The sequence below is a fragment of the Agathobaculum sp. LCP25S3_E8 genome, assembly GCF_052117165.1.
Taxonomy (GTDB): Bacteria; Bacillota; Clostridia; order Oscillospirales; family Butyricicoccaceae; genus Agathobaculum.
In genome coordinates this window covers 13,428-27,355 of the sequence record NZ_JBQKJR010000043.1, presented here as the reverse complement: position 1 = coordinate 27,355, position 13,928 = coordinate 13,428, and the positions used below count along the sequence as shown (strand labels likewise).

Below are 13,928 nucleotides of genomic sequence, written 5' to 3'. Positions count from 1 at the left end.
TCCTTAAATTCTTTGCTGTAACGTTTCATTGCGATCCCCTCCGTCTCTGTTCGTTCAGTTTAACAGATTTTTGGGGAATTTGCGACTGCACTTACAGGGTACTACTCCACAACTCCTTTCAAACTGCAACGGACAATTTTTATCTAAAACACAAGTATTGGGGCAAGTTTTTTCAGCGGCGCAAGCCGCAAAAGGCGGGTTTGGGGTGGCAACCCCAACAAGTATCTGACCGGGGGACAAATGAGCGAAAAGCGAAATTTGGTACACTGGTCGATACTTGCTCTCGCTCTCGCTCTCGCTCTCGCTCTCGCTCTCGCTCTCGCTCTCGCTCTCGCTCTCGCTCTCGCTCTCGCTCTCGCTCTCGCTCTCGCTTCTCTTTATATTGACAACACAAAGCCCATTTGCTATAATATCGCGAAGAAGAACAGCCATGTTGTTCTAATTTCAGTATCGGAGGTATTCATATGGCAAACTGCAAAAACAGAAACAAGTCTTTTAACGGCGCTTTGGGCACTTTAGGAGGCCTTTTCTAAAATCACTGTTAGAAAGGGCTGAGAAGTTTGCCCTTCCTGCGCGGCAGTCGGGCTTGTTTCACAAAACAACCCACTGATTCGTAAAGGAGAATGTAACTTCATGTTTGCTAAAAATTCAAAGGCATATTCTGTCTACCTGCTGTTCCGATTTGTCTTTTCCCTGGCGGTTTCTATGTCCACAGTGCTTTCCATCGTGTACCACCTGGAGGTGGTGCAGCTGGATGCTTTCCAGCTTGTCCTGGTAGGGACGGTTCTGGAGACCTCCTGCTTTCTGTTCGAGATACCCACCGGTGTGGTGGCGGATTTGTATAGCCGTCGGCGCTCGGTGCTGATTGGAATGTTCCTCTACGGCCTGGGCTTTCTGATGGAGGGTGCGCTACCGTGGTTCGCGCCGGTTCTGCTGGCCCAGGTTGTCTGGGGTTGCGGTGATACCTTCATCACCGGCGCTCTGGAGGCGTGGATTGCCTCGGAGGAAGAGGACAAACCCATAGACAAGGTGTTCCTGCGGGGCAGTCAAATGGGGCAAATCGGCGGCGTTCTGGGCGTGGTGCTGGGCACACTGCTGGGAAACATAAACCTGCAAATGCCTGTCATCTTGGGGGGCAGTTTGTGCTTGTTGTTGGGGCTGGTGTTGGTTCGCATCATGCCAGAAACCAACTTCTCCCCTGCTATTGAGGAACGGCAGGGCTTGCTTAAAGACTTTGTCTGCCTGTTCAAGCTCAACCTGGGCTTTGTGAAAGGCGCACCTGTGTTGCTGGCGCTCTTAGCAATCACACTATGCGGGGGACTTGCCAGTGAAGGCTTTGACCGGCTCTCCACCGCTCATTTTCTGGATGACACGGTAATACCCGTTATCGGGCCGCTGAACAGCGTCACTTGGTTCGGTGTTATCAGTCTTATCGGCAGCGGCTTAGGTATTCTGGCTTCTCAGTTGCTCATCGCCCGCATGGAGAAAAAAGGGACTGTCAGCCGAACCAGTGTGGTCATGTCCACCAGCGCCGGGTATATCCTGTGCCTGGTTCTCTTCGCGGTGGGGCGGAGCTTTTGGTTCATGTTGTTGGTGTTCCTGCTGGCGGGGCTTATGCGCACCATCAAGGAGCCTGTGCTGGCCGCCTGGATGAACGACCATGTGGATGAGAAAATGCGCGCCACAGTCTTTTCCACCAGCGGACAGCTGGACTCTTTCGGGCAGATCATCGGCGGGCCTATTGTGGGGCTGGTAGCCCAGCAGGTGTCCATACCCTGGGGGCTGGTCTGTACCGCTTTCCTGCTGTTGCCCGCGCTGTTCTTAGTGCCGGTGGCGGGAAAGAAGCGGGATTGATATGGCATAGTTAAGTTTACTGACGAGCGGGAGATTACTTCCGCTCGTCTTCATTTAGTAGCGCAAAATTTGAGGACTCTTTATTTCCTTATTCGGTATAGCGGAGGCGGCTGTCAATTCGACATAATTTTCTTGTGATACTTTACCGTACATGAGCATTTGCACCAGGGTTGTCGTTGCCGTAACCTTCCAGCAGGTTGATAACGCCCCAGATACCGAGACCGGCACCGAGCGCGATAACGAGGGTCTGAAGAACGGTGATTGCCTGTTCAAAAAATGCCATATAGTTTGTTAGCCGGAATCTGATTAAAAAATAGGTTTGTCATGTTTCATAGGCATACAAAAGCCGGAACAATCTGCCGCCCGGTTTCCGGGGGCATGATTCCGGCTGTCCTCCTTTTTCATTATTTTTTCTTGCGATTGTCCGCTTTGTACGCCAATGGCCCAAAAAGGGCGGTTGAGGCGGGTAGATACGATCACTCCTTTCAAAAGCGGAACAGATTTAAGCGCCCTTTGTGTCTACTTCATATACATCGCAGACCTCATTGGGCTTGAGTTTCAACCTTGCGGACAGGAACGCTTCAATGTCAAAAGCGTTCTTTTCGTCTGCGTCGGCTGTGTATTTGAAATTGGGGTGCTTGGTGATGTCGTACTTATCCGAAAGGAAAGGACGCACACCGCGCAGTTGGAGGATACACTTGCCGCCATCCATAACAGCAAGCTCATCCTGGCTCATCAGCTCTTTCCCCAATTTTTGATAGTTGAGAGAGTGGGAAGTTTCACGCCCACGGCTCTCTCCGGTGTTGTAGGTGTCGATGGTTTCCTTGCCCAGCACGGCAGCCAGCTCCTTGAGGGTGGTTGGCTCCTTACCGCCCAGGAAGATGGAAGTATCCATGTTGCCGATGATGGTATCTGCGTTATCCTTATAGATTGCCTTGAGCTGACTCTGCGCCTGCAACACCAGACAGGCGGAGATCTCACGGCTTCGGATGGTTGCTACCAGCTTTTCCAGCTTGGGGATCTGGCCGATGTTGGCGCACTCGTCAATGAGACAGCGCACATGGACCGGGAGCCTGCCGCCATACACATCGTCGACTTTTTCACAGAGCAGGTTGAAAAGTTGGGTATAACACATGGATATAAGGAAATTAAAGCTGTCATCAGTGTCACTCATGATGAGGAACAGGGCAGTTTTCCTGTCTCCCAGAGTGTCCAGCTCCAGCTCATCATAAGCCGTGACCTCACGCAGCTCTGCAATGTCGAACACGGCAAGACGCGCACCACAGGAAATCAGGATCGACTTGGCTGTTTTTCCGGCGGCCAGCTTATATTTCTTATACTGCCGGACGGCAAAGTGGCGAGGATCACGGGATTCCAGCTCATCGAACATCAAGTCAACGGCGTTTTTGTATTCCTCGTCATCCTCCCGAACTTCCATACTGTTTATCATCTCGATAAGGGTGGAAAAGTTCTGCTCCTCCACCGGAGCTTCATAGTGGATATACCCAATCAACGCGCAGTACAGCAAGGTTTCTGCCTTGACCCAGAAATCGTCTCCGGCTTTGCCTTCGCCTTTGGTATTGGCGATCAGCGTCGTGACCAGCTTCAGGATGTCCTTTTCGGAGTGGATGTAGGCAAAGGGGTTATAGTGCATGGACTTCTTGAAGTTGATGGTATTGAGGACCTTGATGCGGTAAGGCTCATAAATGACCTTGCCGTGCTTATCCTTCATGGGCTTTCCGTCCTTCCTCAGCTTGGGTGCGCCCCTTTGGAGCATTTTTCCGCACTCCACCAGGATGGTGCCCTTGGGGTCTGTGACCACATAAGAACTGTGCATCTGCATCAGATTCGGTTTGAGCCAGAAGCGGGTCTTACCGGAACCGGAGCCGCCGATCACCAGCACATTTTTGTTTCTGGCGGTCTTGGGGTCCTTGGGGCGGCTATTCATGGTCAGGCTCTCGGTTTTCGTCAGAATCACATTGTTCTGAAATACCGGGTCGATGTAGGGAGCAATATCCTCACGGGTTCCCCAACGGGCAGAGCCATACTCCAGTCCATGCCGATACTTCTTGGCGTTTTTACTTTTGAGGTACACCGCCAGACGCAGGCCAGCTCCGCAGCATAGCCCCACCAAAAGATCCAACGGGTGCAAGCTGGGCCAGAAACTTTGCAGCGCCCCAGGCAGGACAGCAAACAGGGAAAGGAATTTCTCCGAAGCATTTGCCCCCTGAGCCAGCCGCCACGCTTCCCCGAAGTTCGTGGCAAACAGCCCCATCAAAAGATAAGGCAGGTTCAGCAAAACGAGCTTTTTGATGTCAAACTGCTTTTTCATCGTTCCAGCTCCTTTCGCTTGGTGCGGTCCACCACGGCATTTTTGACCATCTCTTTGAACTGACTGAGTTTTGCCAGCACAGACGGGCGTTCCGTTTTCTCGGCCTTCTTGACCTTTTTGCTGGTGTACTCGGTAAATGCAGCGGTCAGCGCATCGGCGTCACGGCCTTTGAAAAAGATCAGGTACTTGGGCGGGGAGCTGCTGCGGTCTTTCTTCACCGCATAATCCACACCATATTTCCGGGCGATCTTCTCAAATTCCTTGATGGAGGGGTCTGTGATCTCGATATTGGAGATCCCCTGATTTTGACCAATGAGCTGCTTGACGGTCTGTTTGCCGTGGGGTGTCACAGGAGCGTCACGGCTTCTCTGCTTTTGCAGCTTCTTTTCCTTGCAGTGGGCAAGGTACTTGCTGATGGCGGCTTTAAGCAACCGACCGGTGAACTTTGTTCCGCTGACAACCAGCGTTAAAGTCCTGTTTTCCACTTCTTCCTGCATTTTCATCGCCTCCTTTCCACAAAATGTGCAGGGGTGGTGCATTTCTTTCTAAGGCGGGACCACCAGCCGCCGGAGAAGATATTTCTTCATCGCTCCATCCCGCGGCTCTTTTTCTTTACCGGCTTCTTATCCGGCAGATTCCACTCTTTCCGAAACTCCGCCACACCTTTGGGATCAAATGCCTTCAATTTCTCCAAATCAAAGGCAACGGCAGAATATTTCCCATAACCGGATTGCACCTGGTAGGGAAGCACTTTCCCCAATTTGTTCTCTTTGATGAATCGCAGCAAGTCCTTGCTGATGTCACCGGAAATAAACGCCTCTCCGGGGTCCAGGGAATACCCCGAAAGGTTCACCGTCATATCTGCAAACGGCTCCGCTCCATCTTCTGTATGGGTAATCATGCCGATATAAAGCCGCTGATTATTCGCATACATCCCAAGTTGCAGTGATATGGTTTCTTCCCCATATTCCCACTTGAAGGGTACTTTCTTTTCCTCATTCATATCAGATTCCTCCTATCGTATCTGTTCTTTGTGGTCATAAAACAAATCTCCATTTCTGACCTTTGCATGGCTGAGAATCTTGATCTGCCCCTTTGCCTGACTGTCCAGAGCTTTTTCATAGCCTATATCTGACAAAAACAGGCGGGTCCGTTCTCCTTTCCAGCCCACCGGGGAATCATGCGTCAGCACATCAAAAATAATCATGTGCCGTGTGTTCTCCGCAAATCGCTGGAGATCCATGTAGTCATGGCCGTGGTAGTTCTGCGCCCCGGCTTTCTGGCGCATTTCCTCCATCAGCTGACCGATTGTTTTGCTTTCCTGCATAAAACCCACTTCCTTTCCGTTCTTATGAGACCAGCAAGATCATCTCCCGCAGCTGGGCAAAGTAGAGCTTGCCCTGGGGCGTAACCAGCGTGTAAGAACCGGTATGACCGTGATTGCAGTAGTCTTTGACGCAAAACAGCCCCGCATTTTTCACATTGGCATAAGGCAGCACATTGCCGGATGCCGTGCGGTACACAAACCGCCGTTCTATCAGAAACCGGACAAACCGGCGCTCCGGAACATCCAACTCTTTGGCGGTAGTCCTGAGATTGGTGCTGTGTTTTAAGTCGATGAACAGGTCATAGAAAGCGGCTTTGCCCTCCAGCTGTGCATTTTCCTTACGCAGAGAAATATTCGCTTCACGCTCAGCCAACAAGTCTGAGCAGAGCTTCATCAGAGCCTCCGGGGAAGTAGCTACCTCCCACAGCTTCTCTTTTGTGAGATAGGCCCCGTGCTTACGAATGGTAGGCAGGACCTCATCGAACACCCACCGTTCAAACCGTTCTGCCGATGGCAATTTGCTGTGAACGATTAGGCGGTACAAATCTCCTTCGGGGATAAAAGTCATACTGATTTTGCGGTCAGGGCTTTGTGGGTGAGGTGCGTCGCGTTTCACGACATACCTACAATGGCGGATAATTGCATCGCGGGGATTGCTGTACCCCAAAGCGCCAGCCACATCCGTTCCGCAGAACAGGTATTTGCCGTTTTCTTCGATGACCCGGATACTGCCAAACTCCGGGTTTTTGAAAATTTCCATCTGGTTCATGTCGTGCCTCCTTTGGCATGATAAAAGGCGGCCTTTACCAGCCGCCTGCGTGCATATCGTGGTTGACCAATGAAGTGAAGTGATTGTTCATGGTGGTAGGCGCATTGAACAGCACTGCAAGCAGGTACTGCTTCATGTTGCGTACCTGGGTGGTATTCTTTTGCAGACAGTCCATGACAAACTCGATGTGGGAGCTGTCCAGTTTCAAAAAACGGGAACGCACGATCTCGTGAGGGAAGTCTGCCCCAGAGATCCGGGTAGTCTTTCGTTTGGCACAGACCGTTTCAACCAACAGCTCTACGATCTCATTCAGGTCATCCAGGTAGAGAGGATAACGCTGCTTCAAGCAGTCATACTCGATATTCTCCAAAATCAACTCCCGATAATTTTCTATCTCTGTGACAGACATCGCATCCCTTCCTTTCCGTTCCGGCGGTCTTGCCGCCGCTGTTTCCCGGAAGGGAATGGAATCGGTACTTGATCCATAAGTAATTGATTTTTCTGTATTTGATTTCTCTATATTTAATTCTGCGGGCTTTTCCGTATCCGGTTTTACCATATCCGGTTTTACCATATCCGGGTTTTCCGTATCTGGTGAAGCCGTATCCGGCTGGGACATATCTGGCTGGGGCTGTTCATAGATGACATACTCGGTATCTGTGATCCGCCCACTTTTATCGCGTCTCTGATGGCGCACGATATATCCGGCTCCTTCCAGTTCACGCAGGGCAGCACCTATGGCATCCACGCCCTCCTTACAGATCTTTGCAAGGCCACGGGTGGTGTAATTCCAATCCTCCGGCAGCGACAGCATCATGGAAAGCAGCCCCTTGGCTTTTAACGACAGGTTTGCATTTCGTAAATGATGATTGCTCATCACGGTATAATCACGGGTCCGTTCAATGCGAAAAACGGCCATCGACCTCACTCCTTCCGAATTTTGGGTACAAAAAACCGCAATCCTCATTTCAAAGAATTGCGGTGTTCAACGCTTTTCAAATTTTCTTGCATAGAACCAAAACAGCGGCTTTTGGGGACGCGCCTCTGTAAATGGCTCCTCCTGGGCGAAAGGAAGTGTTTGCATCACGCGGTCAATATCCGTTGAATCCATGTCATGCTGAGATTTGCAATCTTCCCGGATTGCTTCTTGAATTTCCTTTACCGTACACATAGTCATTCCTTTCCTTTCGTTGTATGGGTTTATGAGCGGCGGCGTTTTCCCGGTTTGAAATCGAGGATATGTCCCTCAATCACACGAGCGTAACGCTTGATCTTGATCTCCCGGCGCTGCTGGCTTTGCAGGGCGGCCTGATACCCGTCCTCAGTCAAAAACAACCGCATTTCATCTCCGGGGCTGCCGTAAGCAGTGCTGGGACGCAGGACGGAAAACTCGATCATCCAGCGGGTATTATCCCAAAACCTCCCTACGGCGAGAATGTTGTGTCCTTTCAGCTCACGGGCTGAAATATCCCTCATAGGCGGCTCCTTTCATCGTTCCTGGTCTCTCTGACGCTTTTTCTGCCATGCCTCCAGTAGCTTGATGATGGTTTCCTGCATCCGCTGGGGCGTATAGCTTTTGGGGAAATACTTCCGCAAGGTGTCAGAGGTAAATGTCACTCGATCCAGATCGCTTTTCTTTTCCTCACCCATGATGACGCGCATCATATCGAGGGTCAGATGCCCCTCCTGACTGTATTTCTTGAGCCGCTGGGCTTGGGAAAGGGAAGGGGTAGCCTGTTCGCTGTCCATCGCGTCCAGCAGGTCTACCTGTTCCTCTTTTTTAAGAAAGGACAGCTCATAGGCAGGGTTCAGGGCGATCTTCTTTTCATCCACCATATCCATCAATTCAGGAATCAGCTCTGTCAGACGGATAAATCTCTTAATCTGTGATTTGCTATCTGGACTGTTCTCCGCGATTTTTTCTGCCGCAGTCAACTTCGGCCCAACTTGGGCCGAAGTTAAATCCGTCCTGGCTCCTTGGTGCTTAATGGCATCTAGCTTCATTTTATAAGCAAATGCTCTTTCGCTTGGAAGAAGGCTTTCTCGCTGCAAGTTGCTGTCAACCATAATAATCGTGGCGGCATCATCATCCAAATCCCGAACAATGACCGGCATAGTCTCCTTTTCTGCCAGCTCACTGGCTCTGTGCCGCCTGTGTCCGGCTACCAGCTCATAGCCACCCTCCGGGTCCGGTCGGGCAATGGCCGGAACCAGAACGCCATACTGCTTGATACTGTCAGCGGTCTCCATCATTGCTTCGTCATCCTTGACTTTGAATGGGTGGTTCTTGAACGGATGCAGTTCAGACAACGGAATTTCCTGAATCTTTTCCAGCTTTGCATCCTGGCGGCCTTCTTCGGTGGAGAACAGATCATCTACCGAGGCCAGCTCTATTTTTTTCGCGCTGCTTTTCAAGTTTCAACACCTCCTTCGTCAGATTTTTGTAGCCCTCTGCCACCTTGCCGCCGGGGTCATGGGCAAAAATGCTTTTTCCCTCTGCGCTGATTTCCTTTGCCCGGACAGAATGGGGAATCTCTGTGCCGAATACTTTGATCTTGCTGCCATAGGTCTCTCGCAAAAGTGCGGAGATCTCTTTGGCAAAGTTGGTTCGGCTGTCAACCATCGTCAGCAGGATACCGTCTATCTGGAGCTTGGGGTTGATCTGCCGCTTTACCTTGTTTACCGTGGAGAGCAGCTGTTCCAGCCCTTTGGCGGACAGATACTCCGCCTGAACGGGAATTATGATCCTGTTCGCAGCGGCCAGCGCATTGACTGTGAGCATCCCCAGGGAGGGCTGGCAGTCGATGAGAATATGGGAGTATTGCCCCTTCAGCGTGTCCAGATATTGCCGCAAGATAGTCTCACGGCTCATGGCATTTACCAGGGATACCTCCATACCGGATAACTGGATGTCCGCAGGCATCAGGTCTACACCCTCTGGGTGGTGCAGGATACCCTCGCCGGGACGAAGCGGCTCATCCATCAAGATACGCCCCATAGCGTCCGACAGCGTAAAGGGCAGCTTGTCCGGCTGAGGATTGCCCAGGCTGATCGTCAGGCTACCTTGCGGGTCTCCGTCGATCAGCAGGACTTTCTTTCCAGCCTGCGCCAAACCGATTCCAAGATTGGCACAGGTAGTGGTTTTGCCAACGCCGCCCTTCTGGTTGGCAATGGCAATGATTTGCGTGTTCATTGACTTCACCTCATTTCTAATTGTTGCTGTTGCTTCTGGAAATAGAAAAAGCCGCCACTCCAAAATAAAAAGTGAAGTGACGGCTCTTTCTATCGCCGGAATACGAGTTCCTGAAATGAAAAAAGCACCCAGTCATTTTATACTGAGTGCTATATCAAATTCATATTCAATTATTCAAATTAGGTCAAACTATGTCAAACTGCCACAGCCCAAAACGAGGGAAAGGAGGGACGAAAAACACCCCCAAAATCGGCTCTCGGTTGTCCTATAATTTAACCACTAACCCCTTTTTTTACCCCCATTTTTGCCGGTTGTCCTATATTTAACCACTAAAAATTGGGTGAAAACGGCTCTTGATTTGCCAAATTTGGTCAAACCATATCAGCCCGTTTAGATACAGTAAAACCCCGGAAAACCTTGATTTTCCGGGGTTTTTGAACCATTTTGATACGGTTTGAACAGCAGATTATCTCTTGCTGAACTGAGGTGCACGACGTGCTGCCTTGAGACCGTACTTCTTACGTTCCTTCATACGCGGATCGCGGGTCAGCAGACCAGCCGCCTTGAGTGCGGGACGGTACTGCTCGGAATCCGCCTGCAGCAAAGCACGAGCGATGCCGTGACGGATCGCACCAGCCTGACCGGTGAAGCCGCCGCCAGACACGGTGCACTCTACGTCGAACTTGCCAGCAGTGCCGGTCACTTCGAACGGCTGACGGCAAACCATCTTCAGAGTCTCCAGACCGAAGTAGTTGTCGATGGTGCGGTTGTTGATCTTGATCTCACCGGTGCCGCCCGGGAACAGACGAACGCGGGCAACGGAGGACTTTCTTCTGCCGGTGCCGTAGAAATAAGCCTTCTTAGGTGTATACATCAGTTAGTTCCTCCCTTACTTATCCCAAACTTCGGGCTTCTGCGCCTGATGATTGTGGTTCTCGCCAGCGTAAACCTTCAGACGGGTAGCCGACTGACGGCCGATCGAGTTCTTCGGCAGCATGCCCTTGACAGCCAGCTGCATTGCAAACTCCGGCTTCTCGGTCATCAGGGTCTTGTACTGCACTTCCTTCAGGCCGCCAACCCAGCCGGTGTGGTGACGATAGTACTTCTGAGTGAGCTTCTTGCCGGTCAGAACCGCCTTGTCCGCATTGATGACGATAACGAAATCGCCGCAGTCAACATGGGGGGTGAACTCGGCCTTGTGCTTGCCGCGCAGCAGCATGGCGGCGGTAGCAGCAGTGCGGCCGAGCGGCTTGCCCGCAGCGTCCAGCACGTACCACTTACGCTCGACAGTCTCTGCCTTAGCCATAAAAGTAGACATGTTTTCTTCCTCCGTTTATTCTATCAAAAATTATTTTGACAACATTTTCATGCGCTCTAAACGAGCATATCTATTAAAACACATCGTTTTGCGCAAGTCAAGCGGAATTTTCAAAAAATATCTCAAATCCAATAAAAACTCTTGCATTCTCATTCATTCTCTTTCATTCTCTTGTTTTCTTACTTTCCATTTCAGTTTTTTCATTTGCGTCCGAACCGGTTTTCTGATATAAATAATTGTGTTTGATTTTATTTTACGATAAACCGGAGACAAAACCATGCAAAAAATGCTCTCTTATGTCCGCCGCGCGGTGGATCATTACCATATGATTGAGGACGGCGACCGCATCGCTGTCGGCGTATCGGGCGGCAAGGACTCGCTCACGCTGCTGGTTGCGCTGGCAAAGCTGCGTGCCTTTTACCCAAAGAAATTTGAAGTCGTCGCCATCACGCTTGAAATGGGCTATGACGAGATGGACTTTTCTCCCGTGCAGACGCTGTGCGACGAGCTGGGCGTGGACTACATCCGCATCCCGACGCAAATCGGTCCCATCATCTTCGACATCCGCAAGGAGGAAAATCCCTGTGCGCTGTGCGCTAAGATGCGCCGCGGTGCGCTGCACGAGGCAGCGCTCGCGGCAGGCTGCAAAAAAGTCGCGCTCGGCCACCACTTTGACGACGTAGTCGAAACCTATATGCTGTCCCTGTTCTACGAGGGCCGCATCTCCTGCTTCCAGCCGGTCACTTTCCTTGACCGCACAGGCGTCACGCTCATCCGTCCGTTGCTGTATACACCCGAGTATTACGTCCGCTCGTTCGCGCAGCGGCACGCACTGCCCATTGTGCACAACCCCTGCCCGGCCGACGGCAACACCAAACGGCAGGAGATTAAGGACCTGCTCAAAAAACTGGAACAGACCATGCCCGGTCTGCGCGATCGCATTTTCGGCGCCATCCAGCGCTATCCCTTGCAGGGCTGGGCGCCCGATCGCACCCGCACCCCCAAGCGCCCCAAATAGATTTTTTACCGCCGTCTCGCAACCGGAGACGGCGATTTTCTTTGAGTTTACAGAAATACCTTTGTATTTCCCCCTGGTTTATGGCATACTAAAGAAAAGTGGTATCAGAGAGGAGTTTTTCCATGGACAATCGCACCGACCGTCAAAAATATCTGCGTTTGCTCGCGCTGCAATATCCCAATGTGCGCGCGGCCAGCAGTGAAATCATCCATCTACAGGCGATTCTCAGTCTGCCCAAGGGCACTGAGCACTTCATGAGCGATCTGCACGGTGAAGCGGATGCTTTCGTACATATTCTCAACAACGCCTCGGGCGCAGTGCGAGAAAAGGTGGACATTGTGCTGCGCGACAGTCTGCCCGCCGACGAGCGAGCCAAACTTGCCACGCTCATTTACTACCCGGAAGAAAAGCTCGAGGAGCTGGTCGCAGCCTCGCCCGACCGCGCCGAGTGGTACCGCATCACGCTCAGCCGTCTGCTTGAAATCTGCCGTCTGTGTGCCTCCAAGTACACTCGCGCCAAGGTGCGCCGCGCCCTGCCGCGCTGGAACGGCGACATCATCAACGAGTTGCTCAACAAGAACAACGATATCTATAATAAGCGCGAATACTTTGACACAGTTATCTCCTCCATCATTGAAACCGACCGTGCCGAGGAGTTCATCATCTCGATGTGCAACCTTATCAAGCGGCTGGTGGTCGACCACCTGCACATTGTAGGCGATATCTTCGACCGCGGTCCGCGCGCGGATATCATCATGGACATGCTGATGGAGCACCACTCGGTCGATATCCAGTGGGGCAACCACGACGTACTGTGGATGGGTGCCGCTACCGGCAGCCGCACCTGTATTGCGACCGTTTTGAGCAACTCCATTACTTATAACAATCTGGATGTCATTGAAACCGGTTACGGCATCAGTCTGCGCCCGCTTGCGCTGTTTGCGGACGAAACCTACCGCGGCCGCGACGTATCCTGCTTCCTGCCCAAGACACTGGAACAGGCCGAGCAAACCGGTGTAGACACTGCGCGCGCTGCACGCATGCACAAGGCGATTGCCATCATCCAGTTCAAGCTCGAAGGGCAGACCATACGGCGCAACCCTTCCTTCCACATGGACGACCGTCTGCTGCTTGACAAGATTGACTTTGAAAAGGGTACGGTCACGCTGCCGACCGGCGAATACAAGCTGCGCGACTGCGACTTCCCGACCATCGACCCCGAAGACCCCTACCGTCTGACCCCCGAAGAGCACGCGCTGATGGCACAGCTGAAAAACTCCTTCCTGCGCAGCGAAAAATTGCAGCGCCACATCGGCTTCCTCTATTCCAAAGGCGGGCTGTACAAATGCTTCAATGGCAATTTGCTGTTCCATGGCTGTATCCCGATGGATGACAAGGGCGAATTTCTGCAATTCTCTTTTGGCGGGCAACAGTTATCCGGCAAGGCGCTGATGGACTGGTGTGAAACCGTCGCACGCGAGGGCTACTATGCACGCGAGGGTACGGAAGAACGGCAGTTCGGCAAAGATTTTCTGTGGTTTCTCTGGTGTGGACGCAACTCCCCCTCCTTCGGGCGCGACCGCATCGCTACCTTTGAACGCCGCCTGATCGAGGATAAATCCACATGGGCTGAGCCGAAAAACCCCTACTACTCCTTCTACAATGAGGACGCTGCCTGCGTGCGCATCCTGCAGGAATTCGGTCTGGAGGGCGATCACTGCCACATTGTCAACGGCCATGTGCCGGTGAAAACCAAGGACGGCGAAAGCCCCATCAAGGCGGGCGGCCGTTTGATCGTAATCGACGGCGGCTTCTGCCGCGCCTATCAGCCGACAACCGGCATCGCAGGCTACACGCTGGTATTTGATTCGTGGGGTATCCACATCACAGCGCACGAGCCGTTCCCCGGCAAGGAGACTGCCATCCGTGACAACAAGGATATTCTGTCCACTTCCATGGCATTCGACCGCTCGGAAAATCGCATCCGCATTCGCGAAACCGATATCGGCCATGCGCTTCAGCAGACCATAGACGATTTGAAAGAACTGCTCGCAGCGTTCCGCCGCGGCGAGATCAAAGAGGACAACCGCGACAATTAACGCGCGACAAAGAGGCAA

15 protein-coding genes and 1 pseudogene are annotated in these 13,928 nt (G+C 52.1%); 3 read left to right on the top strand and 13 right to left on the bottom strand.

Going from position 1 to position 13,928, the window contains the following annotated elements; translation table 11 throughout:
- Positions 1 to 633 precede the first annotated feature (633 nt).
- Positions 634 to 1,854, top strand: a complete 1,221-nt coding sequence (gene tet(40), locus ACTQ34_RS13155) for a tetracycline efflux MFS transporter Tet(40) (RefSeq protein WP_002578914.1) — start codon at positions 634 to 636, stop codon at positions 1,852 to 1,854.
- A 154-nt stretch (positions 1,855 to 2,008) separates the two neighbouring features.
- Here tet(40) and ACTQ34_RS13150 read toward each other — a convergent pair.
- The 13 genes and pseudogenes from ACTQ34_RS13150 to rplM form a co-directional block, all read right to left on the bottom strand.
- Positions 2,009 to 2,137: pseudogene (locus ACTQ34_RS13150) on the bottom strand (Maff2 family protein); the annotation flags it as partial.
- A gap of 219 nt (positions 2,138 to 2,356) precedes the next feature.
- Positions 2,357 to 4,186 carry a VirD4-like conjugal transfer protein, CD1115 family gene (locus ACTQ34_RS13145; RefSeq protein ID WP_441364207.1) on the bottom strand — a complete coding sequence of 610 codons (1,830 nt, stop codon included), beginning with the start codon at positions 4,184 to 4,186 and terminating at the stop codon, positions 2,357 to 2,359.
- The gene (locus ACTQ34_RS13140; RefSeq protein ID WP_062807361.1) at positions 4,183 to 4,683 is read right to left on the bottom strand and encodes a PcfB family protein; all 501 of its coding nucleotides are present in this window, start codon (positions 4,681 to 4,683) and stop codon (positions 4,183 to 4,185) included. The genes ACTQ34_RS13145 and ACTQ34_RS13140 overlap by 4 nt, the downstream gene beginning before the upstream one ends.
- Positions 4,684 to 4,769: 86 nt before the next feature.
- Positions 4,770 to 5,189, bottom strand: coding sequence for a DUF4313 domain-containing protein (locus tag ACTQ34_RS13135; protein WP_154520381.1), 420 nt, complete (start codon positions 5,187 to 5,189; stop codon positions 4,770 to 4,772).
- Positions 5,190 to 5,201: 12 nt separating this feature from the next.
- Complete coding sequence (locus tag ACTQ34_RS13130; RefSeq protein WP_062807362.1) at positions 5,202 to 5,513, bottom strand: DUF5720 family protein; 312 nt, start codon at positions 5,511 to 5,513, stop codon at positions 5,202 to 5,204.
- A gap of 22 nt (positions 5,514 to 5,535) precedes the next feature.
- On the bottom strand, positions 5,536 to 6,282 hold the full coding sequence (locus ACTQ34_RS13125) for a BRO family protein (protein ID WP_062807363.1): 747 nt from the start codon (positions 6,280 to 6,282) through the stop codon (positions 5,536 to 5,538).
- Positions 6,283 to 6,316: 34 nt separating this feature from the next.
- A complete protein-coding gene (locus ACTQ34_RS13120; protein ID WP_262395767.1) occupies positions 6,317 to 7,201 on the bottom strand; it encodes a DUF6017 domain-containing protein in 885 nt (294 codons plus the stop codon).
- 66 nt (positions 7,202 to 7,267) lie between these two features.
- Positions 7,268 to 7,453, bottom strand: a complete 186-nt coding sequence (locus ACTQ34_RS13115; RefSeq protein ID WP_008982210.1) for a hypothetical protein — start codon at positions 7,451 to 7,453, stop codon at positions 7,268 to 7,270.
- Between the two features lie 29 nt (positions 7,454 to 7,482).
- Entirely contained in the window at positions 7,483 to 7,758 is a 276-nt protein-coding gene (locus ACTQ34_RS13110) for a DUF5720 family protein (protein ID WP_068759160.1), read from the bottom strand.
- A gap of 12 nt (positions 7,759 to 7,770) precedes the next feature.
- On the bottom strand, positions 7,771 to 8,697 hold the full coding sequence (locus tag ACTQ34_RS13105; protein ID WP_062807364.1) for a ParB/RepB/Spo0J family partition protein: 927 nt from the start codon (positions 8,695 to 8,697) through the stop codon (positions 7,771 to 7,773).
- Positions 8,654 to 9,475, bottom strand: coding sequence for a ParA family protein (locus ACTQ34_RS13100; RefSeq protein WP_062807365.1), 822 nt, complete (start codon positions 9,473 to 9,475; stop codon positions 8,654 to 8,656). The genes ACTQ34_RS13105 and ACTQ34_RS13100 overlap by 44 nt, the downstream gene beginning before the upstream one ends.
- Before the next feature lie 466 nt (positions 9,476 to 9,941).
- Positions 9,942 to 10,349 (bottom strand): 30S ribosomal protein S9, encoded by a 408-nt coding sequence (gene rpsI, locus ACTQ34_RS13095; protein ID WP_441364206.1) that lies wholly within the window; start codon positions 10,347 to 10,349, stop codon positions 9,942 to 9,944.
- Positions 10,350 to 10,364: 15 nt separating this feature from the next.
- Positions 10,365 to 10,793, bottom strand: a complete 429-nt coding sequence (rplM, locus tag ACTQ34_RS13090) for a 50S ribosomal protein L13 (protein ID WP_373164544.1) — start codon at positions 10,791 to 10,793, stop codon at positions 10,365 to 10,367.
- Between the two features lie 277 nt (positions 10,794 to 11,070).
- Between rplM and ACTQ34_RS13085 the strand changes: the two genes are divergently transcribed.
- Both ACTQ34_RS13085 and ACTQ34_RS13080 read left to right on the top strand, forming a co-directional pair.
- Positions 11,071 to 11,811: a tRNA 2-thiocytidine biosynthesis TtcA family protein gene (locus ACTQ34_RS13085; RefSeq protein WP_441364205.1), complete on the top strand. Its 741-nt coding sequence runs from the start codon at positions 11,071 to 11,073 to the stop codon at positions 11,809 to 11,811.
- Positions 11,812 to 11,933: 122 nt separating this feature from the next.
- Positions 11,934 to 13,910 (top strand): fructose-1,6-bisphosphatase, encoded by a 1,977-nt coding sequence (locus tag ACTQ34_RS13080; protein ID WP_441364204.1) that lies wholly within the window; start codon positions 11,934 to 11,936, stop codon positions 13,908 to 13,910.
- The last annotated feature ends 18 nt before the right edge of the window (positions 13,911 to 13,928 follow it).

What these genes read in the sequence shown, in the direction of transcription:
- ACTQ34_RS13145 (WP_441364207.1), bottom strand. Translation starts at nt 4,186, where the DNA reads ATGAAAAAGCAGTTTGACATCAAAAAGCTCGTTTTGCTGAACCTGCCT.
- ACTQ34_RS13140 (WP_062807361.1), bottom strand. Translation starts at nt 4,683, where the DNA reads ATGCAGGAAGAAGTGGAAAACAGGACTTTAACGCTGGTTGTCAGCGGA.
- ACTQ34_RS13135 (WP_154520381.1), bottom strand. Translation starts at nt 5,189, where the DNA reads ATGAATGAGGAAAAGAAAGTACCCTTCAAGTGGGAATATGGGGAAGAA.
- ACTQ34_RS13130 (WP_062807362.1), bottom strand. Translation starts at nt 5,513, where the DNA reads ATGCAGGAAAGCAAAACAATCGGTCAGCTGATGGAGGAAATGCGCCAG.
- ACTQ34_RS13125 (WP_062807363.1), bottom strand. Translation starts at nt 6,282, where the DNA reads ATGAACCAGATGGAAATTTTCAAAAACCCGGAGTTTGGCAGTATCCGG.
- ACTQ34_RS13120 (WP_262395767.1), bottom strand. Translation starts at nt 7,201, where the DNA reads ATGGCCGTTTTTCGCATTGAACGGACCCGTGATTATACCGTGATGAGC.
- ACTQ34_RS13115 (WP_008982210.1), bottom strand. Translation starts at nt 7,453, where the DNA reads ATGTGTACGGTAAAGGAAATTCAAGAAGCAATCCGGGAAGATTGCAAA.
- ACTQ34_RS13110 (WP_068759160.1), bottom strand. Translation starts at nt 7,758, where the DNA reads ATGAGGGATATTTCAGCCCGTGAGCTGAAAGGACACAACATTCTCGCC.
- ACTQ34_RS13100 (WP_062807365.1), bottom strand. Translation starts at nt 9,475, where the DNA reads ATGAACACGCAAATCATTGCCATTGCCAACCAGAAGGGCGGCGTTGGC.
- rpsI (WP_441364206.1), bottom strand. Translation starts at nt 10,349, where the DNA reads ATGTATACACCTAAGAAGGCTTATTTCTACGGCACCGGCAGAAGAAAG.
- rplM (WP_373164544.1), bottom strand. Translation starts at nt 10,793, where the DNA reads ATGTCTACTTTTATGGCTAAGGCAGAGACTGTCGAGCGTAAGTGGTAC.
- ACTQ34_RS13085 (WP_441364205.1), top strand. Translation starts at nt 11,071, where the DNA reads ATGCAAAAAATGCTCTCTTATGTCCGCCGCGCGGTGGATCATTACCAT.
- ACTQ34_RS13080 (WP_441364204.1), top strand. Translation starts at nt 11,934, where the DNA reads ATGGACAATCGCACCGACCGTCAAAAATATCTGCGTTTGCTCGCGCTG.